Raw genomic sequence first — 21,030 nt, 5'->3', positions numbered from 1 at the left:
CCCGACCCGACCCCTGACCCGACCCGACCCCTGACCCGACCCTGACCCGACCCCCGACCCCCGACCCGCTCGCGGCCTTAACGCCGCGACGTCACCGACCCCGCAGAGCGGGCTCGGGTGACCACCGGCAGGATCGCCTCGGCCAGCTCCGCGACCTCGGCCTCGGTGGTGGTGTGCCCCAGGCTGAAGCGCAGCGATCCGCGCGCCCGGGCGCTGTCCGCGCCCATCGCGAGCAGCACGTGGCTCGGCTGCGCGACGCCCGCCGAACAGGCCGAACCGGTCGAGCACTCGATCCCGCGCGCGTCGAGCAGCAGCAACAACGAGTCGCCCTCGCAGCCCGGGAAGGAGAAGTGCGCGTTGCCGGGCAACCGATGCGCCGGGTCCAGTCGCCGATCGCCGTTGAGCTGCGCGTCCGGCACGGCCGCGACGATCCGGCGCACCAGTTCGTCCCGCAGCGCACCCACCCGCCGTGCGTATTGGGCCTGTTCGCGCACCGACTCCTCGGCCGCCACCGCGAGCGCGGCGATCGACGCGGTGTCCAGCGTGCCCGAGCGCACATCGCGCTCCTGGCCGCCGCCGTGCAGTACCGGTACCGGCGTGATGCCGCGCCCGAGCACGAGCGCGCCGCAGTTGCCCGGGCCGCCGAGCTTGTGTCCGGTGACCGTCATCGCGTCCAGCCCGGTCTTCGCGAAGTCGACCGGGATCTGGCCGACCGCCTGGACCGCGTCCGAGTGGAACGGGATGCCGAACTCGTGCGCGATCTCGACCAGCTCGGCGATCGGCTCGACCGTGCCGACCTCGTTGTTGGCCCACATCACCGACACCAGGGCCACCGACGCGGGATCGCGCTCTATGGCCGCCCGCAGCGTCTCCGGCTGCACCCGCCCGTCGCCGTCCACGTCCAGCCACTCGACCACCGCACCCCCGGCCGACTCCAGCCACAGCACCGGGTCGAGCACGGCGTGGTGCTCCACCGGGCTCACCAGTATCCGCCGCCGCGCCGGGTCCGCCGCGATCCGGGACCAGTAGATCCCCTTGATCGCGAGGTTGTCGGCCTCGGTGCCGCCCGCCGTGAAGACGATCTCGCTCGGTCGCGCGCCCAGCGCATGGGCCAGCGACTCGCGGGATTCCTCCACCGTGCGGCGCGCGCGCCGCCCGGACGCGTGCAACGAGGACGGATTCCCGAGGTGGGCAAGCTGTACGGTCATCGCCCGGATTGCCGAAAGGCGCATCGGGGTGGTCGCCGCGTGATCGAAGTAGGCCATCGCACTGCGCAGCTTAGTCGGGTACGCGTGGGCGCCGGCGCGGGCGGCCGTACACCCGTCCGTAGCGCGGCCCTCCGGGCAGGAATCGGCCGAGCCACAGGCGCCAGGTCGGCCGCGCGGCGCGCAGGTACGCGACGAGTCGCCGACGCCGGCTCCCCTCCTTCGGGTCTGGTTGTCTCGGCCGGTGGTCGTAGGTCAACGGCTGCTGGATCTCCCACACATCCTGGTGCAACGCGTGCCGGGGCCGGTTGGGCACGGTCCACTCTTATGAGTGGTGGCTTTCCGCCTGCCTGCCTACCGAGCCGCCGGGCCCCGGTCGGCGAAGCCGTCCCGGTCCCGGAGACGGGGACACGACCGGGTGTAGGCAGCCCGGCGGGACAGCCCGGCATTACGCAGCCCGGCTTACGCGGCCCGGCAAGCACAGCCCGGCGTTACGCGGCTCGGCGGCCACAACCGGGCGGACCCCGCCGCGCGGACCGCCGTGGGATCAACTCTCGTCGGCGCTGGTGCCCGAGTTCCGGCGCCACGCGCGCGGCGCCCGCCAGCCGCGCCGGAGCGCGAGTACCCGGAGCAGGAACGCGAAGGTCACCGCCGCCGTGGCGGTGACCGGCCCGAACAGGTCGAACTCGATCAGCGCGGCGGTGATCCCCGCGCCGAGCAGCGCCGGGAAGGTGTAGATCTCCTTGTCCCAGCGCAGCAGCGTGGGTACTTCACGGGCCAGCACGTCGCGCATCGCGCCGCCGCCGACGGCGGTGGTCACTCCGAGCGCCGCCGCCGGGATCGGATTCAGACCGTACGCGTACGCCTTCGCGGTGCCGGTGACGCAGAACAGGCCGAGCCCGGCCGCGTCCAGCACGTCGATCGCGGACATGATCCGCTCGACCTGCGGATGCAGGAAGAAGACCAGTCCGGCGGCGAGCAGCGGCGTGGAGAAGTACCCCAGATCCGTGAACGCCGCCGGGGGCACCGCGCCGATGATCACGTCCCGGATCACCCCGCCGCCGAGGGCGGTCACCTCGGCGAGCAGGACGATCCCGATGACATCGAAATTCTTCCGAACGGCCATCAGCGCGCCGGCCGCCGCGAACACGAAGATGCCGATCAGGTCCAGGACCTGTTGGAGCGTGTGATGGAAGATCTCTGGCGGCACCTCGGGCGACATACCGGATGTTCTACACCGCCCGGGACGAGCCGATACTCATGGGGCCGGTGTGGGCGGTGTGTCCTTCCCATCGGGCTCATCCGCCGCCTCGGAAGCCGCCTTCGGAGCCGCGTCGGAACCCTCGCCCGGACCCGCCTCCGAACCCGCCTCCGCCCCAGCCTCCGAAGAAGCCGCCTCCACCGGCTCGCGCGCCGCGGGCACCGACACCACGGGCTCGGTCGCCGCCGGCTTCACCAGCTCCACCGCCTCGCCCGCACCCTCCCCCGTCGGCGTGTTCTCCGGGAAGTGGCAGGCCACCTGGTGCCGCCCGGCCACCTCGGCCAACGGTGGCTCCCGGGTCTTGCAGATGTCCTGCACCTTCCAGCACCGGGTGTGGAACCGGCAAGCCGGCGGCGGGTCCATCGGGCTGGGCACGTCGCCCTTGAGCAGAATGCGCTCGCGGGTCTCCCGCCGGGCCGGGTCCGGAACCGGTACGGCCGACATCAGCGCGACCGTGTACGGGTGCTTGGGGGAGCTGTACAGGTCCTCGCGGTCGGCGATCTCGACGATCTTGCCGAGGTACATCACCGCGACCCGGTCGCTGGTGTGTCGCACCACCGACAGGTCGTGCGCGATGATCAGATAGGTCAGGCCGAACTCGTTCTGCAGGTCGTCCAGCAGGTTGACCACCTGCGCCTGGATCGACACGTCCAGCGCGGAGACCGGTTCGTCGGCGACCACCAGCTTGGGCCGCAGCGCCAGCGCGCGGGCGATGCCGATGCGTTGCCGCTGGCCGCCGGAGAACTCGTGCGGATAGCGGTTGTAGTGCTCGGGGCTGAGCCCGACCAGCTCCAACAACTCCTGCACGGCCTTCTTGATCCCACCCTCGGGGGTGACCTTCTGCAACCGGAACGGCAGTCCGACGATGGTGCCGACGGTGTGCCGGGGGTTCAGCGAGGACTGCGGATCCTGGAAGATCATCTGGAAGTCGCGTCGCAGCGGGCGCAGTTGCCCGCGGGAGAGTCCGGTGAGGTCGCGTCCGCCGAACTCGATGGTGCCCTCGGAGGGTTCGAGCAGCCGCATCACCATCCGCCCGGTGGTCGACTTCCCGCAGCCCGACTCGCCGACCAGGCCGAGGGTCTCGCCCTCGCGGATGTCGAAGTCGAGCCCGTCCACCGCCTTGACCGTGCCGGCCCGGCGTCGGGTCATCCCGGATCGGATCGGGAAGTGCTTGCGCAGCCCGCGCACGCGCACCAGCACATCCCGCTCCCGCGCGTCCGGGGACGCGGCTCCCGCCTCGACGGCCTGCGCAGCTTTCACGTCGTCTCCCGCTCGGGCGCCCTCGGTCACTTCAGCGTTCCCGTTCCCTGTCCCACCCATGTGGCCGGCCACGTGCCCATCCGGTTTCGCGTTCGCCGTCCCGCTCACAGGCGCGGCCTGATGTCCTCGGTCCAGATCCGCTCGCGCTCCCCGAGGTCCAGGTGACACGCGGTGCGGTGGCCCGGCTCGATCTCCACGAGCTGCGGGACCTCGGTCTTCTCCCGCCCGTCGTTGTGGTCCGCGTACGGGCAGCGGGTGCGGAACGCACAGCCCGAGGGCAGCGAGATCAGGCTCGGCGGGCTGCCCTTGATCGGCATCAGCCGTGCCTGACGCTCCCGGTCGAGCCGGGTCAGCGAACCCAACAGGCCCCAGGTGTACGGGTGTCGAGGCTGCTCGAACAGGGTCCGCGAGGGTCCGTGCTCGACCGCCCGACCGGCGTACATCACCAACACGTCGTCGGCGAGTTCGGCGACCACGCCCAGGTCGTGCGTGATCATCACCACGGCGGAGTCGAACTCCCGCTGCAGGTCCCGGATCAGGTCCAGGATCTGGGCCTGCACGGTGACGTCCAGCGCGGTGGTCGGCTCGTCCGCGATCAGCAGCTCCGGGTCACAGCTCAGCGCCATCGCGATCATCGCGCGCTGGCGCATGCCGCCGGAGAACTGGTGCGGATAGTCGTCCACCCGCCGGTCCGGACGCGGGATGCCCACCCGGCCGAGCAGTTCCACCGCGTGCGCGCGGGCCTGCTTGCCGGTCACCTCGTTGTGCACCTGGTAGGCCTCGATGATCTGGTGGCCCACCGTGTAGTACGGGTGCATCGAGGACATCGGGTCCTGGAAGATCATCGCCATCCGACGGCCGCGCATCAGTCGCACCTGCTCGGCGGTGGAGCGCACCAACTCCTGGCCGTCCAGCCAGATCTCGCCGCCGATCCGGGCACTGGTGTTGCCGTGCAGGCCCATGATCGCCAGCGACGTGACGCTCTTGCCGGAGCCGGATTCGCCGACGATGCCCAGCGTGCGCCCGCGCTGGAGCGCGAAGTCGACGCCGTCGACGCTGCGTACCAGGCCGTCGTCGGTGGGGAAGTGCACGGTCAGGCCGCGCACTTCGAGAAAGTTCTCGGGGGCCGGCGGTGGTCCGGCCGGGGCGAGCTTGGCTGTTTCGGCCGCGGAGTCCCGCTTGCGGCGCGGTAGCAGACGGGGCATCAGGTCCTCACCCGGGGATCGACGACCGCGTAGAGCAGGTCCACGACAAGGTTGGCCAGGATCACGAAGATGGCGGCGATCATCGTCACGCCGAGCACTTCGGGCAGATCCTGTTGCGTGATCGCCTCGACGGCGAACTTGCCGATGCCGTCGAGCGAATAGACCTGTTCGGTCAGGATCGCACCACCGAGCAGCAGACCGACGTCCATGCCGAAGATGGTCAGGATCGGCGTGAGCGCCGCGCGCAGCCCGTGTTTGACGATGACGTCCCGCTCCCGCAGGCCCTTGGCTCTCGCGGTGCGGATGTAGTCCTCGCTCATCGTTTCGAGCATGCCGGCCCGGGTGAGCCGGGCGTACAGCGCCGCGTACAGGAACGCCAGGGTCAGCCAGGGCAGGACCAGGTTCCAGGCCCAGCTTCCCGGATTGTCGAAGAACGGCACGTAGTGCACGCCCTTGAAGATGGGCCATTGATAACTGAACAACGCCAGGGCCACCAGGCCGGTGAAGAACGGTGGCAGCGACACGCCCGCGAGCGCGAAGCCCATCGAGAAGCGGTCCCACAGGGTTCCGCGTTTGAGCGCCGAGACCACGCCGATGGACACGCCGACGACCAACCAGATCACCGCGGCGCCGGCGGCCAGCGACAGGGTGACCGGGATCCGGTCCTGTAGGCGTGGCCACACCTCGAGGTTGTTGCGGAAGGAGAAGCCCAGGCACGGCGGCGCGCAGTGCACCTTGCGGACACCGGTGTCGTAGTCCTTGCCGGCGATCATGCCCTTGACGAACCTGCCGTATTGCTCGGGCACCGACTTATCCAGCCCGAGGCTGTGCTTGACCTGCGAAATCGCTTCCGGGCTGGGCGACTTGCCGACATACCGCGCGGCGAGTTGGTCGCTTGTGGCGCCTCCCAGACGCGGTATCAGGAAGAAGATGGCGAAGACCGCCATGGTGACGATCAACAGGAGCACCACCGCTCCCGCCAGCCGCCTGAGCAGATAGAAAATCATGAGCCGGCGACCCGGTCCGGTGCGGGGAGCGGGATCACCACTCCCCGCACCGGAACTGACGGGCCTTCACCTCTCCTTCGGGCTACTGACCTCGTCGCAGGCTTACTGGATTCCGATGTTGAGGTAGTCGTACATCCCGGAGTACGCGGGGGTGACGACCAGGTTGGTCACGTTCGGCGGGCGGTAGAGCAGCGACTTGGTCCAGGCGAACGGGACCATCACCGCCGACTCCATGACCTTCTGGTCCAGTTGCTGCCAGATGGCCGCGCTCGCGTTCGGGTCGATCGTCCGCGTGGCCTGGTCGATCAGACCGTTGACCGCCGGGTCGTTCAGCTCGGACAGGTTCGTGCCACCGGCGGGCTTGATCGCCCGGCCGTCCACGATCTGCTGGAAGAAGCCGAACTGGGTGGGGAAGTCGGGGCCCCACTGCATGAACATGATGCCGACCTTGTTGTCCGCCACCCACTTGGGCACACCGGCGAACTGGGTGAAGTAGTCACCCGAGGGGTACTGGCGGATCTCGATCTTGATGCCGACCTTGGCGAGCGCGTTCTGCACCGACGTGGCGCCCGCGACCTCCTTGGGCCGGTTGCTGCGCGCGGTGAGCACGGTGCTGAAGCCGTCCGGCTTGCCGCACTGCTTGAGCTCGTCCTTGGCCTTGGCCACGTCACCGGTGTGCTTGGCGCCGTTGGGGTACATGTCGGCGACCTTGGAGCCGGCCAGCGTCGGCGGCATCAGGTTGGTCGCGATGTCCGCGCCGACCTCACCGCCGACCGCGCGCTGCATCTGCGACTTGTTCACCGCGTACTGCACGGCGCGCCGGCAGTGCACGTTGTCGAACGGCGGGGTCTTCGAGCTGATCGCCAGGTAGGCGAGCGCGCCGGATACCGCGTCGTCCGAGTTCTGGGCCAGCTTCTGGTCGGTGAGGATCTTGTTCTGCGCGGCGGCCTGGACACCGGTGCCGACCACGTCCAGTTGCGCCGTGTTGGCGAACAGGCGGTTGTCGACGTCGTTCGCGTCCTGCTTCTCCAGGAGCTCGATCCGGTCCGGCAGCGCCTTGCGCAGCGGGTCGGTGCTCGGGTCCCAGTTCGGGTTGCGGACCAGGTTGACCGCCTTGCCGGGCTCGTACTGGCCGTCGACCATGTACGCGCCGGACGCGAGGGGGTGCTTGACGTACTCCTTGCCGGTGTCCTTGGCGCGCGGCACCGGCGCGGTCTGCGGGAGCGCGGCGAGGTAGTTGAAGTCCGCGAACGGCTCCTTCATCTTGAAGATGATGGTGTAGTCGTCCGGCGTCTCGATCGCGCTCAGACCCTGCTTGTCCGCGGAGTCCTTGTACGGGCCCTTGTAGGTGCCGTCCGGGTCCAGGTACTGGGTGAAGTACGCCGGGCCGTTGGGCAGGATCTCCTTGTCGAAGGTCCGCTCCACCGCGTACTTGACGTCCGCGGCCTTGACCTCGGTGCCGTCCTCGTACTTGACGCCCTTGCGCAGGTGGTACGTCCAGGTCTTGCCGCCGTCGTCGGTCTTGCCCACCTCGGTGGCCAGGTCCGGCGCGAACTCGTAGCTCGCGTTGCCCGGGGCGGGCCTGAAGGTCAGCAGCGGACGGGCCATCAGCCGGGAGAAGTTCCAGGCCGAGGCGTAGTACATGTCGCCCGGGTCGAGCGAGTCGAACTTGTCCGAGCTGACCAGCTTGAGCGTGCCGCCCTTCTTGGTCGACTGGTTGACGACCTCGGTGATGGCCTTGTTGCTCGGCGAGTACTTCTTCTTCGAGCCGCCGCCACCACCGCCACACGCGGTTGCGGCCAACGCGGTGACCGCAACGATGCCGATCAGCGCCTGGGCCCTGCGCCTGCGAGTTACCGGGTGTTTCATCGCTGGTCGTGCCTCCTCGTGGGGACTTGCCGGATATTCAGCGGCTGCGTGGGTCCAGGGCGTCTCGAAGCCCGTCGCCGAGCAGGTTGAACGCGAGCACGGTGATGAAGATCGTGACTCCGGGGACGACCATGAACATCGGGGCGTCCTCGTACCGCGGGACGGCGCGCGCGAGCATGCCGCCCCACGAGGCGGTGGGTTCCTGTACGCCGACCCCGAGGAAAGAAAGGGCGGCCTCGAACAGGATGTTCGTGGGAATGAGCAGCGTGGCGTACACCAGGATCGGGCCGACCAGGTTCGGCATCAGTTCCTTGAAGATGATGTGCCGGTCGGTGGCCCCGAGGCTGCGCGCCGCCTCGACGAACTCGCGTTCGCGCAGCGACAACGTCTGGCCGCGCACGATGCGGGCGATGTAGGGCCAGCTGAAGAACCCGATCACGAAGATCAGGACGGTGACCCGGAGTGTGTCGCCCTTGAGGCCGAACGCCTCGCCCTGGAGGCTGCTGCCGATCGCGATCGCGAACAGGAGCAGCGGGAAGGCCAGGAAGACGTCCATGGCGCGGCTGATCAGCGCGTCGACCCAGCCGCCGAAGTAGCCCGCGGCGGTGCCCAGTACGACGCCGATCACCACGGACAGGAGCGTGGCCAGGAAGGCCACCAGCATCGAGATCCGGGCGCCGTAGACGATGCGCGAGAAGATGTCCCGGCCGTTGACCGGTTCCAGTCCCAGGGGGTGGTCCCAACTGGCGCCGCCGAAGCTGCCGTTGGGGATGTTCAGCACCGGGTCGAGCAGGTCGTCGTGGTACTCGGTGGGGTCCCCGCCGATGACCGAGGTGATCAAGGGTGCGAAGATCGCTACGAGTACCATGAAGACGATCACCACGCCACCGGCCATCGCGACCTTGTCGCGACGGAATCGGGCCCACGCGATCTGACCCAGGGAACGACCCTCGATGCGTACGCCGGAGGATTCGGCGATCGCTTCGGGGTGCGCCTCTCGGGCCACACCGGTGGTCTCGATCGGTGCCGTCATGGATCGACCCTCCCCGCTCACGGATGCGACGGCGGCTCGGGATCGCCGATCCCGTCGCCGTACCCGGCATTGCGATCCCGATGATCTTCGGGATCTGTCGTCCGGGTGAGACTCCTCCGTGACGCGGGTCACCAACAGGGGTCGCGGAATACCTTTACTGAACCGTGATTACGTCGACACGATTCACTGGTTGATCCGCGTAGATCGGTCACGAAATCACAACAAGGCAGCGGTTGATGACGTGACGTCAGTTTTTTGGGGGCATCAGTGCCTGTTGCCCGCGATCGCCACTGTGTGCCGATCGTCGATCACCGCGTGTCGCGGGCGGCCTCGTCGAGCATGTCGATGCCGATGAAGGGGCGCGTGTGGTCGCGCATCCACGCGGCCACCGGATCGAACGGGTCGTCCAACGCGACCGAGGACAAAGTGAGTCCGGCCGGCGCCGCGGCCGAGGCGCGGGCCATCGCGTCCCGCATCCGCTGCATCGTGGCGGGCTGATTGTCCGTCAGGCGCAGCCCGATCACGAGGCGTTCGGGTCCGACCGCGGGTCGCACCCAGGCCCGGTGGGCGGCGCGCACGACCTGGGTCTGGAACAGTTGGCCGCCGAGCAGCGCGTAGAACGCCGGGTCCCACAACGTGGGTTCGCCGACCTCCAGCGGTCCGGCCATCAACCGGTCCAGGCCGCCGACGATGCGCCGCAGGTCGAGATAGGGCACGCCGACGCCGCCGCCCTGGGCGTGCGGATTCAGCCACAGGCCCCAGCGGTCGGTGTACAGCGAGGACGCGATCTCGGTGACCGGACAGACCTCGAACGAGCGGTCCCAGCCACTGAGACGCAGCTGTTCCTCGGACGTGAACGCCGGGGCGTAGCGCCACCCGGCCACGTCCATGTTCCCGTACTGCGCGTCCGGACTGCCCGGTTGCCCCTGCCACAACAACATCCACACGTGGGCGCCGGTGAGCGCTTCGAGCAACCGCTCGTAGGCGTCGTAACGCCCGGGTGCCACCTGGCTCAAGGCCTGCTCGACCTGGTTCACGACGTCCTCCCCGAATCCGAACCGATGTACCGATGCACCGATGTGCCGATGTCGCGCTGTCCGACGCGGGCTCAGCGCTGGTCGACGCGCAGGTAGAACGGCTGGGTCCGCTCCAGCATCCAGTCCCCCACAGGATCCTGTGCCACGTCCAGGAGCACCACGTTCACCGGCCAGGGACACGGGGCCCGGCCGAGCGCGCGCTCCAGGGCGCCGACCGCGGCCAGTCGGTCCTCCTCCTGCCAGCGGTCCAACTCGACGCCGATGAACAGGCACGGCGGGTCGTTCTCGATCACGCCCAGGCCGCGGCGGGCACTGAGCACGACCGGTACGTGGGTGAACTCGGCGGCGGCCGCGATCAGGAAGTCCATCGGCTCCTGCTCCGGCTCGTACAGCCGCACGCGCGCGCCGCGCGGGCCCGAGCCGGGCGGTCGGGCCAGCTCCAGCACGCCGGGCGGCGGGATCGGGATGCCCACCTCGCCGCCGGGGTTGACCGCGATGCCCACGTGCGGCGGCATGCCGCGGGCGAACTCGCGCATCGGCGCGACGGTGCACGCCATCGGTCCGGCGATCCGCCGGAACTCCTCCTCCGAGGAGAACACCGGGACGTACGGCCGGCCGTCGATCTCGGTGGTGGGCAGGGTCAGTTCGCTGTCGGCCGGGTTGCCGCCCTCGGGCAGCGGCACCCATACGTCCGCCTCGGCCAAAGCCTCGAAGAGGGCCTCGGCCCGGGACGGATCGCGCATCGCCGCGACGAGCGCGCTCTCCACGGGATTGGCCGGGAACGGCATGGTGGTGCTCCTCTGGTGTCCGCCGCAGTTTACTTCTCGCCCGATTGCCGTCGCCGGGACTGTCCCGGTACGGGGTCTGCGAAAACGATCCGGCCCAGGTGCCCGGCGGCCGATCGGTCGAGCAGCACGCACGAGGTGAAGCCGCCCGGAGCCGAAGCCAGGGTGGGTCCCGCGTCCAGCCACGGCGACAGCCGGCCGAGCAACTCGCGCCATTCGCGGTGGTGTCGGGCGAACACCGGTGTGGACACCCCGCGCCCGCGTTCGCGCTGGCCGGAAAGCGCCTGTCGGGCGGTCACGTCCAGGAGCAGCGCGTGCGCGGAGCTGCCGCGCCGACGGGCCGCGAGCACCAGCACCCGGCGCAGGATCGGGTTGCGGCCGCTGTCGTGCACGACCACCGCACCGGGGCCGCGCAGTGCCCGGGCCACCTCGCCGTAGTGGGAGAGCCGCACCAGCGGCCGGTAGATCCGGTAGGGGATCCGCCCCGCCCGTACCGCCCAGCGGGCCCGGACCAGATCGGCGTCCAGGACGGCGACCCCGGCCCCGGGCGTGACCACGCGCGCGAGCAGCGTGCTCTTGCCGGCTCCCGGCAGGCCGGTGACCACGAGCACGCACGATGCCGGATAGGCCAGGACGTCCACGATCCGGTCGCCGATCCCCTCCCCCGCCCGATCACGCTCCTCCCGGAGGTCGTGCACGGACCGGGGGGTCAACACGCCGCCCGTCGCGGCGCCGGTATGCGCCCCCGCCGAGTCCGTCTCCACGAGTCCTCCCCTTGTCACAACCGTCATGCCCTGCGCATGGTGTCGCACCCATGGGTGCGCGCGCGTCCCGGTGATCCCTCGGACTCCGCGGGGCCCGGTCCCGGCGAGGTCCCGGTCCCGGCGGGGGATTGACGTCACGCGCTAGCATGCCGGGCACAACCTCATAACGGCCGTCGACCCCACGCGGAAGAGTCCTCGCCCACGAGCGGGGCGCCGAAGGAGCAACTCCTCCCCGGAATCTCTCAGGCACCGATACCGCATGGGTCAGGCACTTCTGGAAAGCAACCACACCGCAGGTGTGGTTCACCCACGGTGCAAATCGCGAGTTCGACGCGATGAAGCTCTCAGGTTCCGATGACAGAAGGGGAGGGCACCCCACTTTTCGACCGACTCTGGTCGAAAAGGGCTGAAAGCCGTGGCAGGGAGCCCCCTTTGTTGTCGTATTCGCCGCAGTACCCGTCACCTTCCGCGCCGGCCGAGCGCGCGGCCGTTCGCCATGCCCGCGACCGGCCCGCGCCCTTGGCGTGTTCCCGCCGGCGCCCCCTCGAAGGAGCCTTCGCATGACCACCGACCGCCGGACCCCGCTCGACGCCGTGCACGACGCGCTCGGGGCCACGATGACCGACTTCGCCGGTTGGCGGATGCCGCTCCGGTACGGGAGCGAGCGCGACGAGCACACCGCGGTGCGCACCACGGCCGGTCTGTTCGACCTCACCCACATGGGCGAGATCGAGGTCACCGGCCCGGACGCCGCCCGCGCGCTCGACCACGCCCTGGTCGGTTTCGTGTCGAAGATCGGGATCGACCGCGCCCGGTACACGATGATCTGCACCGAAGAGGGCGGCATCGTCGACGACCTGATCGTCTACCGGCTGGGCGACGAGCACTTCGTGGTGGTGGCCAACGCGTCCAACGCCGACGTGGTCGCGGGCAGCCTGGCGTACCGCTCGGAGAAGTTCGACGCCACCGTGCGCGACGCGTCCGAGGAGTACACGCTGCTCGCCGTGCAGGGCCCCACGTCGACCGCGATCGTCGGCTCGCTCACCGACGCCGACCTGCCCGCGCTCAAGTACTACGCGATCCTGCGCACCGAGGTCGCCGGCGTGCCCGTACTGCTCGCGCGCACCGGCTACACCGGCGAGGACGGCTTCGAGCTGTTCGCCGCGCCCGGCGACGCGGTCGCGCTGTGGGAGGCCCTGCTGACCGCCGGCAAGCCGCACGGCCTGGTGCCGGCCGGCCTGTCCTGCCGCGACACGCTGCGCCTGGAGGCGGGCATGCCGCTGTACGGCCACGAGTTGACCCGGGACACCACCCCGTACGAGGCCAACCTGGGCCGGGTGGTCCGGCTGGACAAGCCCGAGGACTTCGTCGGGCGCGACGCGCTGGCCGCCGCGCAGGAGGACGTGCGCCGCACGCTGGTCGGTCTCACCTCGCCGGGCAAGCGGGTCCCGCGTGCGGGCTACCCGGTGGTGGACGCGGAGACCGGCGAGAAGGTCGGCGAGGTCACCTCCGGCGCACCCTCGCCCACGCTCGGCGTGCCGATCGCGATGGCGTACGTGAGCACGGACCGGGCCGAACCGGGCACACGCCTGGCCGTGGACATCCGCGGCAAGGCCGAGCCGGTCGAGGTGGTCGCACTGCCGTTCTACAAGCGGGGCTGAGGTCGGCCGACCCGCCGACCGGAACAAACCATCACAAAAACACCTGAGGGACAGACCCTCCGCATTCGAATGGAGAATGGACCCGTGCACGCACCCCAGCACCTGCGCTACAGCAAGGAACACGAGTGGCTCGACGAGGCGGCCTCCCCCGCCCTCGTCGGCATCACCCAGCACGCGGCCGACGCGCTCGGCGACGTGGTGTTCGTCCAGCTTCCCGAGGTCGGCCAAGCGGTCGTCGCCGGTGAGCCGTGTGGCGAGTTGGAGTCCACGAAGTCGGTCAGCGACATGTACGCGCCGGTCTCCGGCGAGGTCGTCGAGATCAACGACGCGGTCGCCGAGGACCCCGCCCTCGTGAACTCCGACCCCTTCGGGACGGGCTGGTTGTTCAAGGTGCGCATCGACGGCGAGGCCGAGGGCCTGCTGTCGGCCGACGAATACGCCGCGTTCTGCGGCGAATGATCGAGATCGACCCGATCGAGGAGCTGACAACCGTGACGATCCTGGACCGTCCGCTGAGCGAGGTGGACCCGCAGGTCGCCGCCGCCGTCACCGACGAGCTGCACCGCCAGCAGAACACCCTGGAGATGATCGCCTCCGAGAACTTCGCCCCCGTGGCGGTGCTGGAGGCGCAGGGTTCCGTCCTGACCAACAAGTACGCCGAGGGCTACCCCGGCCGGCGCTACTACGGCGGCTGCGAGCACGTCGACGTCGTCGAGCAGCTCGCCATCGACCGGGTCAAGGAGCTCTTCGGCGCCGAGGCCGCCAACGTGCAGCCGCACTCGGGCGCGTCCGCGAACGCCGCCGCGATGTTCGCGCTGCTCACCCCCGGCGACACGATCCTGGGCCTGGACCTGGCCCACGGCGGCCACCTCACCCACGGCATGCGGATCAACTTCTCCGGCAAGCTCTACAACGTGGTCGCCTACCACGTCGACGAGAAGGCCCACCGGGTCGACATGGAGGAGGTCGAGCGCCTGGCCAAGGAGCACCGGCCGAAGATGATCATCGCGGGCTGGTCGGCCTACCCGCGGCAGCTCGACTTCGCCGAGTTCCGCCGGATCGCCGACGAGGTCGGTGCCTACCTCATGGTGGACATGGCGCACTTCGCGGGCCTGGTCGCCGCGGGTCTGCACCCCAGCCCCGTGCCCTACGCGGACGTGGTCACCACCACGACGCACAAGACCTTGGGCGGCCCGCGCGGCGGCGTCATCCTGTCCAAGGCGGAGTACGCCAAGAAGATCAACTCTGCGGTCTTCCCGGGCCAGCAGGGCGGCCCCCTGGAGCACGTGATCGCGGCCAAGGCGGTGGCCTTCAAGGTCGCCGCCTCCGACGACTTCAAGGACCGCCAGCGGCGCACCCTGGAGGGCTCGGCCATCCTCGCCGACCGGCTCACCCGCAAGGACGTCACCGACGCGGGCATCACCGTGCTCACCGGCGGCACCGACGTGCACCTGGTCCTGGTCGACCTGCGCGACTCGGAGCTCAACGGTCAGCAGGGCGAGGACCGACTGCACGAGATCGGCATCACGGTCAACCGCAACGCGGTCCCGTTCGACCCGCGCCCGGCGATGGTCACCTCCGGTCTGCGGATCGGCACGCCGGCGCTGGCCACCCGCGGCTTCGACAAGGCGGACTTCGAGGAGGTCTCCGACATCATCGCCGAGGCCCTCCTCCCCGGCTTCGACGACGCCCGCAGGGCGGCCCTGGCCACGCGCGTCACGGCCCTGGCGAAGAAGCACCCGCTGTACCCGAACCTCTGACCCACGACCTCACGGCGTCAGGTTCACGAGCACGGCCGCGGGGCCGGCAGGGCGATCCCCTGCCGGCCCCGCGGCCGTTCACCCAACCGCTTCCCGCGTCCGGTTGCGCGGTTTCGGCCGCGGGTGGGCCGAACAGGTGACGGAACCGCATCAACTCGTGAGTGTGGCCCGCGTGATCGGGTTCGGCGCGTTGGGATGGAGCCGCGGGGGTCCGCCACGACCCGATGAAGGTGCAGTCCCATGAACGACTCGCCGAACCACTCGTCCGACCCGACCGGCAACCCGTACGCTCCACGCCTGGTCGCCGCCGGCCAGACCTTCGACGTGATCGAGGTCGACGCGCGGCTGGGGCGCGAGGCGGTGAAGCAGTTGCGCGCGGCGGGAGTTCGGGTCGGCCCGGTGATCCACGACCGGCGCTGCGCCAAGATGGGCTTCCTGGTCCCGGTCACCTCCCCGGCCCGCACGCGCCTGCGCGACCAGCGCGGCCCGAGCCGACACGGCCTGGGCGCCTGGGTCACCTTCCCGCCCGCGCGCGGCGAGAGCGGCCCGCTGGTCTGGTACATCGCCCCGACCGAGAACCCGATCCCCACCCCGCTCGCCCCACTCGACTCCGCCATCGCCCGCGCCGCCGCGACCCTGATCGATCACACCTGACCCACCGCCACCCTCGCCGGCCCCCGAACACGGCGCCACGACGCGGGCTCCAACCCACCGCCCCGACCGAAAAACCCGCCCCCCACCCCCACCCCACTCGCGCGTCAGGCCCCCGAGCACACCCCCACACGATGCGGGCTCCGGTTCACCACCCCACCCGCCCCCGCACCACCCGCCCCGCCGCGACCCTGATCGATCACACCCGACCCACCACCACCCTCGTCACACCCCCGAGCACGCCCATACGATGCGGGCTCCGGTCTGGTGATGGGGGCGACGGATGGGTGTGGTGGGACGCAAGGTCGGGGAGTTACGCGGCGAGGTGGTCGGGCACCTCTGGGTGCGGCGGCGGATCCGGCAGTGGATCTCGATCGGGTTCGTACTCGGGCTGATGCTCGGCGCGGCGGCAGCCGCGGGCGTGGCGGCGTTGTACTGGCCGGAGCAGGACAAGCCGCTGAAGATGACGATGCGCGAGGGGGAGATACCGGTCAAGGCGCCGGCCGTGCTCAGCGGTCCGGCCACGCTCACCGCTCAGGGGCTCACCTGCGGCATCGAGTGGATCACCGGCACCCACGCCGAACACTTCGCCCAGGGCCGGTTGTGCCGGGTCAAGGTCTCCATCGCCAACAACTCGCTGGCCACGGTGCAGATCGCCAACCTGGAGCAGCGCCTGGTCCTGCCCGACGGCACCCAACTGGCCATGGACCTGGAATCGATGGAGATCAAGCGCCAACTCCGCGAGTTCACCCTCGGCGCCTCCGACACCCTGGTCGAGGACCTCTGGTTCGACCTCCCCAAGAACGTCACCCCCACCGCCATCCTCCTGCGCGCCAACCCCGAAACCCCCCAGGGCCGCGCCGAACTCCCACAAAAGGACTGGTCGAGGAAATGAGGAAATAACGAGCCTGAGGCGCCCACATTCGGGCGTCATCCCCGGTGCGGCGGGATCGGTGGGCAACTCCTCGGCGAGGGCCTGGCGTTCGGCCTGATCATGGCGCCGGCGGGTGGTTCGGCGAGGGAAAGCCGGCCGATCGTGGACGCGTTGCGGGTCGTGGTGCAGGCTCTGGGCGATGCCGACACCCCCTACCATCGGGGCGTGTCGGCGCCTGTACGGGGGCGCGTCGTCCAGAAAGGCGCACTTGTGACGCAGTCCTTCCACCCGCCCGGATCCCCCGGAGTAGACCGGAAGCCGATGTTCGCCTTCGGTTGGATTCCGCTGCCCAAGCGGGTCGCCGAGCGCTACTTCGTGCCCGACTACCGGCTGATCGGGCGCGACGTGACCCTGGAGCGGGTGCGCGTGATCCGGTCCTGGCTCGGCCTGGGCGTGCTGGTGTGGATCGCGGCCACCTACGGCGGCGGCGAGGACGCCGCCCAGGGCCTGATGACCAGCTTCGTCGCGTCCGTGTTCGTCGCGATCATCGCGTGCCCGATCGCGGTGGCCATCATCGTCGCCCTGACCCGCGCGGACGTACGCACCGAGACGCGCAAGAGCCTGATGTTGCCGCTGCGTTCGCTCGCGCTGTTCGTGCTCGTCTCGGTGGCCACGCTCGGCGGCCTGACCGCGCTGGCGTACGGGTCCAAGGGGGTCAACGCCGGCGCCAGCGTGGCCTCGTTCTTCATCACGGCGCTCGGCCTGGCCGTGTCGCTGTGGGTGCTGCGCTTTTGGATCCTCGCCGTGCGCGCGATCCCGCAACACCTGTTCCGCGCCGTGGACGGGCACCCGCTGCTGCCCGCGGTGATCGCGCCCTGGCTGTCGTGGTGTGGCGCGCTGATCGACCTCGGCGACGACGGCGGCAAGGGCGCGCTGCCGGTCGGCGTGCGGCTGGTCGGCACGCTGGGTGGCCCGGTCACCATCACCGTCATGTCGTTGTGGGAGATCCGCCGGGTTCGCAGCCGCTACGGCGTCACCTTCCGCGGCGGACCGCACCCCACCCGCAGGCCCGATCCGATCATGCCGCCGATGCCGCCGTTCCCGAGCCAGGCCAACCCGTGGCAGCAAACTCCGCAGCCGCAGGGCCTCTTCCAACAGGGGCCGTTCCCGCCCACCCCGCCACAGGGGCCCCACTCGCAACAACACCCGGCCTGGCGGCAGCAGCCCGGATACCACCAGCCCCCGCCGCCCCCGTGGGGCCCGCCGCGCGGCTGACCCCACCCGTCGCCGGGGGTGGCGACCGATCCGGCCCACCCCCGGACGCGCCGGCGGATGCCCGGTCCGTCGAAGACCTCAGTCCGTCGACAACCGCTCACGCAACCGCGCGACCTGCGCGTCGGTCACCCCCAGGCCGTCCCGCACATAGCCCTCGACCGACCCGTACAGCTCCTCCGCCGTCGAGAACGCCGTGTTCAGGTAGTCCTCGTGCACATCGAAGACCGGCTTGAGATGCGCGGGGTCGAAGCCGCGCTCGGCGATGTGCCGCAGGATCTCGCCGTTCTTGTCCTTGAGGTGCTCGGTGCTGGCCAGGTAGTCCTCGAACACGGTCGCCCGGGGCACTCCGAGCAGGGTGAGCAGCACCGCCGAGGTCCACCCGGTGCGGTCCTTGCCCTGCGAGCAGTGGAACACCGTCGGCACGTCGACGGCCGCCATCCGCGCGAACACCTCGCGGTAGGCGGCCCGGGCGCCCTCGGTGGTCACGAACCGTCGATACACCTCGCACATCAGCTCGCGCCCGGCGGTGCCGCCGAGCAGTTCGCCCGCGCGATCCGGGTCGGCGAACACCTCGCCGAACAGCTCGTCGTTCTGCCGCCCCATCACGTCCGCGATCAACAGCTCCGCGCCCTGCGGCACCCGGTCCGGCTCGCGGTCGCGCTCGGTGTCCGAACGCAGGTCGATCACCAGGCCGATGCCCAGCCGCAGCAGCGTCGCGGCGTCCGCGGTGTCCACCTCGCCGAGGCCGTCGGAGCGGTACACGAGCCCCGTGCGCACCTTGCGGCCGTCCGCGGTGGCATGCCCACCCGCGTCACGGAAGTTCGGGGCGGTGACCAGGATCGGCGTCGGGGACGTCATGGTGCGCGGTCCTTCGCTTCGAGGAGATGCCGGGCGAGCAGATACCGAACGGGCGGCTGCCGAGTGAGTACCACCACCCTACGTGAGCGTACGGCGGGTTCACCCGGGACCCGCGCCCGCGCTCGCGCCCCGCTACGTGGGTGCCCACACCGCGTGCTCGACCCGCAACAACATGGCCGACCGCCCCGCCAGTCGCAGTCCGCTGCCCCCCGCGACCGGCTCGCTGTACCGCGCCATCGGGTCGCCCTCCAGCGCCGTGTCCAGGACCACCTCGTAGCTGTGCGCCCACGGCTCGTCCGGCAGCGTGAACCGCATCGGCTGCGAGGACGCGTGCAGGATGAACAGGAAGCTGTCGTCCACGATGCGTTCGCCGCGCGGTCCCCGGCGGTCGATGTCCAGGCCGGACAGGTACATGCCCAGCGTCGCGGTCGGCGCGAACCAGTCCTTGCGGGTCATCTCCCGCCCGCCGGGGGTGAACCAGGCGAGATCGCGCAGCCCGTCCGGCGCGACCGGGCGGCCCGAGTAGAAGGCCCGCCGGCACAACACCGGATGCGCGCGCCGCAGGCGGATCAGCCGGGCGGTCAGGTCGAGCAGCGGACGCCACTCCGGCGAGTCCAGCGCCGACCAGTCCAGCCAGGACATCTCGTTGTCCTGGCAGTAGGCGTTGTTGTTGCCCGCCTGGGTGCGGCCCATCTCGTCGCCCGAGGTGATCATCGGGACGCCGGTGGACAGCAGCAGAGTGGTCATCAGATTGCGGATCTGCCGCTTGCGCAGCGACACCACGTTCGAGTCCGACGTCTCGCCCTCGTAGCCGTGGTTCCAGGACCGGTTGTTGTCGGTGCCGTCGCGGTTGTCCTCGCCGTTCGCCTCGTTGCGCTTGCGCTCGTAGGTGACCAGGTCGCGCATCGTGAAGCCGTCGTGCGCGGTGACGAAGTTGATCGAGGCGTACGGGTTGCGGCCGTCGCGCTGGTACAGGTCGGACGAGCCGGACAGCCGGTACGCCAGTCCACGCACGTCCGGGCGGGCACCTCGCCAGAAGTCTCGGACCGCGTCCCGATACTGGTCGTTCCACTCGGTCCACAGCGGCGGGAACGCGCCCACCTGGTAGCCGCCCGCGCCCAGGTCCCACGGCTCGGCGATCAACTTCACCCGGGACAACACCGGGTCCTGGGAAATCACGGTCAGGAACGAGGACAGCCGGTCCACGTCGTGCAGCGAGCGGGCGAGGGCCGCGGCCAGGTCGAAGCGGAAGCCGTCCACGCCCATCTCGGTCACCCAGTAGCGCAGCGAGTCGGTGATCAGCTGGAGCACGTGCGGCTGGACCACGTTGAGCGTGTTCCCGCACCCGGTGTAGTCGGTGTAGTGCCAGCCGTCGTCGGCCATCCGGTAGTAGCCGGCGTTGTCGATGCCGCGAAAGCACAGTGTGGGTCCGGCCGGGCCGCCCTCGCCGGTGTGGTTGTAGACCACGTCCAGGATCACCTCGAGCCCGGCCGCGTGCAGCGCGTGCACCATGTCCCGGAACTCGTGCACCTGGCCACCGCGCCCGCCCGCCGAACTGTAGCCGGCGTGCGGCGCGAAGAAGCCCACCGTGTTGTAGCCCCAGTGGTTGGTCCGCCCGCCGCGCAACAGGTGTTCCTCGGACACGAACTGGTGCACCGGCAACAGCTCGACTGCGGTCACCCCGAGCCGGACCAGGTGGTCGATCGCGGCCGGATGGGCCAGGCCCGCGTAGGTGCCGCGCAGGTGGTCCGGGACGCGCGGGTGGCGCGCGGTGAAGCCCTTGACGTGCAGTTCGTAGATGACACTCTCGGCCCACGGAATCTTCGGCCGGCGATCCTGCGACCAGTCGGCGTCGTCCGCGACGACCACCGACTTGGGTACGTACGCGGCCGAGTCGCGATCGTCGCGCACCGTGTCGTCCCGGCCGCGCACGTGCCCGAACACCGCGTCGTGCAGCACGAAGTCGCCGTCCACGGCCCGCGCGTACGGGTCCAGGAGCAACTTGGCCGGATTCCACCGGGCGCCGCGGCCGGGCTCCCAGCGTCCGTGTACGCGGTAGCCGTAGCGCTGGCCCGGCCGCACGCCGGGCACGTAGCCGTGCCACACCCGGAAGGTCTGCTCGCGCAGCGGCAACCGGGTCTCGCGCGCCGTCCCGTCCGGGCCGTCCTCGAACAGGCACAGCTCGACCGCGTCGGCGTCGCCCGCCCACAGCGCGAAGTTGGTGCCCGCACCGTCGAAGCGCGCGCCCAGCGGCAACCGGCGGCCCGGCCAGGGCGGCGGCACGTGGCCGTTGGCCGTGGCGAAACCGCCGAGCGCGCCACGCGCGTCGACCCCGGGGTCCGTCGATTCCCACTCGAGCGTCACGGCCCGCCTCCCCATCCCGCTCCCCAGGATGTTCCCGCCGTGCCCCCACGCCTACACGCCCACGCACCCATGCGTGTAAGCCGCCGCGGGGGGGGGGGGGGGGGGGGGGGGGGGGGGGGGGGGGAGAGGGGGGGGGGGGGGGGGGGGGGGGGGGGGGGGGT

At 70.5% G+C, this 21,030-nt stretch carries 19 protein-coding genes and 2 riboswitches; of the genes, 6 read left to right on the top strand and 13 right to left on the bottom strand.

Going from position 1 to position 21,030, the window contains the following annotated elements; genetic code table 11:
- Positions 1-77: 77 nt before the first annotated feature.
- From ACZ4FV_RS44920 to ACZ4FV_RS44870, 11 genes are all read right to left on the bottom strand, one after another.
- A complete protein-coding gene (locus ACZ4FV_RS44920) occupies positions 78-1,265 on the bottom strand; it encodes a cysteine desulfurase family protein (RefSeq protein ID WP_395873418.1) in 1,188 nt (395 codons plus the stop codon).
- Positions 1,266-1,278: 13 nt separating this feature from the next.
- A complete protein-coding gene (locus ACZ4FV_RS44915) occupies positions 1,279-1,521 on the bottom strand; it encodes a hypothetical protein (protein ID WP_395873419.1) in 243 nt (80 codons plus the stop codon).
- 231 nt (positions 1,522-1,752) lie between these two features.
- Positions 1,753-2,427 (bottom strand): trimeric intracellular cation channel family protein, encoded by a 675-nt coding sequence (locus tag ACZ4FV_RS44910; protein ID WP_395873420.1) that lies wholly within the window; start codon positions 2,425-2,427, stop codon positions 1,753-1,755.
- Positions 2,428-2,463: 36 nt separating this feature from the next.
- The gene (locus ACZ4FV_RS44905; protein WP_465326669.1) at positions 2,464-3,786 is read right to left on the bottom strand and encodes an ABC transporter ATP-binding protein; all 1,323 of its coding nucleotides are present in this window, start codon (positions 3,784-3,786) and stop codon (positions 2,464-2,466) included.
- A gap of 44 nt (positions 3,787-3,830) precedes the next feature.
- Positions 3,831-4,931, bottom strand: coding sequence for an ABC transporter ATP-binding protein (locus tag ACZ4FV_RS44900; RefSeq protein ID WP_406298533.1), 1,101 nt, complete (start codon positions 4,929-4,931; stop codon positions 3,831-3,833).
- A complete protein-coding gene (locus ACZ4FV_RS44895) occupies positions 4,931-5,938 on the bottom strand; it encodes an ABC transporter permease (RefSeq protein WP_395873423.1) in 1,008 nt (335 codons plus the stop codon). The genes ACZ4FV_RS44900 and ACZ4FV_RS44895 overlap by 1 nt, the downstream gene beginning before the upstream one ends.
- A gap of 102 nt (positions 5,939-6,040) precedes the next feature.
- The gene (locus ACZ4FV_RS44890; RefSeq protein WP_395873424.1) at positions 6,041-7,807 is read right to left on the bottom strand and encodes an ABC transporter substrate-binding protein; all 1,767 of its coding nucleotides are present in this window, start codon (positions 7,805-7,807) and stop codon (positions 6,041-6,043) included.
- Between the two features lie 37 nt (positions 7,808-7,844).
- On the bottom strand, positions 7,845-8,840 hold the full coding sequence (locus tag ACZ4FV_RS44885; protein ID WP_395873425.1) for an ABC transporter permease: 996 nt from the start codon (positions 8,838-8,840) through the stop codon (positions 7,845-7,847).
- 308 nt (positions 8,841-9,148) lie between these two features.
- The gene (locus ACZ4FV_RS44880) at positions 9,149-9,877 is read right to left on the bottom strand and encodes an enhanced serine sensitivity protein SseB C-terminal domain-containing protein (RefSeq protein WP_395873426.1); all 729 of its coding nucleotides are present in this window, start codon (positions 9,875-9,877) and stop codon (positions 9,149-9,151) included.
- Between the two features lie 71 nt (positions 9,878-9,948).
- Entirely contained in the window at positions 9,949-10,665 is a 717-nt protein-coding gene (locus ACZ4FV_RS44875; protein ID WP_395873427.1) for an enhanced serine sensitivity protein SseB, read from the bottom strand.
- Between the two features lie 29 nt (positions 10,666-10,694).
- On the bottom strand, positions 10,695-11,426 hold the full coding sequence (locus tag ACZ4FV_RS44870; protein ID WP_465326664.1) for an AAA family ATPase: 732 nt from the start codon (positions 11,424-11,426) through the stop codon (positions 10,695-10,697).
- 174 nt (positions 11,427-11,600) lie between these two features.
- A riboswitch (glycine riboswitch) is annotated at positions 11,601-11,694 on the top strand.
- Positions 11,695-11,797: riboswitch (glycine riboswitch) on the top strand.
- A gap of 189 nt (positions 11,798-11,986) precedes the next feature.
- On the opposite strand from ACZ4FV_RS44870, the gene gcvT reads away from it, so the two are divergent.
- The 6 genes from gcvT (at position 11,987) to ACZ4FV_RS44840 (ending at position 17,647) form a co-directional block, all read left to right on the top strand.
- The gene (gene gcvT, locus ACZ4FV_RS44865; RefSeq protein WP_402230683.1) at positions 11,987-13,087 is read left to right on the top strand and encodes a glycine cleavage system aminomethyltransferase GcvT; all 1,101 of its coding nucleotides are present in this window, start codon (positions 11,987-11,989) and stop codon (positions 13,085-13,087) included.
- A gap of 84 nt (positions 13,088-13,171) precedes the next feature.
- The gene (gene gcvH / locus ACZ4FV_RS44860) at positions 13,172-13,546 is read left to right on the top strand and encodes a glycine cleavage system protein GcvH (RefSeq protein WP_395873430.1); all 375 of its coding nucleotides are present in this window, start codon (positions 13,172-13,174) and stop codon (positions 13,544-13,546) included.
- Positions 13,543-14,847 (top strand): serine hydroxymethyltransferase, encoded by a 1,305-nt coding sequence (glyA, locus tag ACZ4FV_RS44855; RefSeq protein WP_402230679.1) that lies wholly within the window; start codon positions 13,543-13,545, stop codon positions 14,845-14,847. Before gcvH ends, glyA begins: the two co-directional genes overlap by 4 nt.
- A gap of 240 nt (positions 14,848-15,087) precedes the next feature.
- Positions 15,088-15,501, top strand: a complete 414-nt coding sequence (locus ACZ4FV_RS44850) for a bifunctional DNA primase/polymerase (RefSeq protein WP_402230677.1) — start codon at positions 15,088-15,090, stop codon at positions 15,499-15,501.
- Between the two features lie 280 nt (positions 15,502-15,781).
- Entirely contained in the window at positions 15,782-16,393 is a 612-nt protein-coding gene (locus ACZ4FV_RS44845) for a hypothetical protein (protein ID WP_402230675.1), read from the top strand.
- Between the two features lie 300 nt (positions 16,394-16,693).
- Positions 16,694-17,647: a hypothetical protein gene (locus ACZ4FV_RS44840; protein WP_402230673.1), complete on the top strand. Its 954-nt coding sequence runs from the start codon at positions 16,694-16,696 to the stop codon at positions 17,645-17,647.
- 78 nt (positions 17,648-17,725) lie between these two features.
- On the opposite strand, the gene ACZ4FV_RS44835 is transcribed toward ACZ4FV_RS44840, so the two are convergent.
- Both ACZ4FV_RS44835 and glgX read right to left on the bottom strand, forming a co-directional pair.
- Positions 17,726-18,505: a tyrosine-protein phosphatase gene (locus tag ACZ4FV_RS44835; RefSeq protein ID WP_395873436.1), complete on the bottom strand. Its 780-nt coding sequence runs from the start codon at positions 18,503-18,505 to the stop codon at positions 17,726-17,728.
- A 132-nt stretch (positions 18,506-18,637) separates the two neighbouring features.
- The gene (gene glgX, locus ACZ4FV_RS44830; protein ID WP_465326658.1) at positions 18,638-20,884 is read right to left on the bottom strand and encodes a glycogen debranching protein GlgX; all 2,247 of its coding nucleotides are present in this window, start codon (positions 20,882-20,884) and stop codon (positions 18,638-18,640) included.
- Positions 20,885-21,030 lie beyond the last annotated feature (146 nt).

The organism is Embleya sp. NPDC025285, assembly GCF_055558835.1.
Note: the sequence above shows the minus strand (reverse complement) of the source record. Positions and strands in the feature narration are given on the sequence as shown.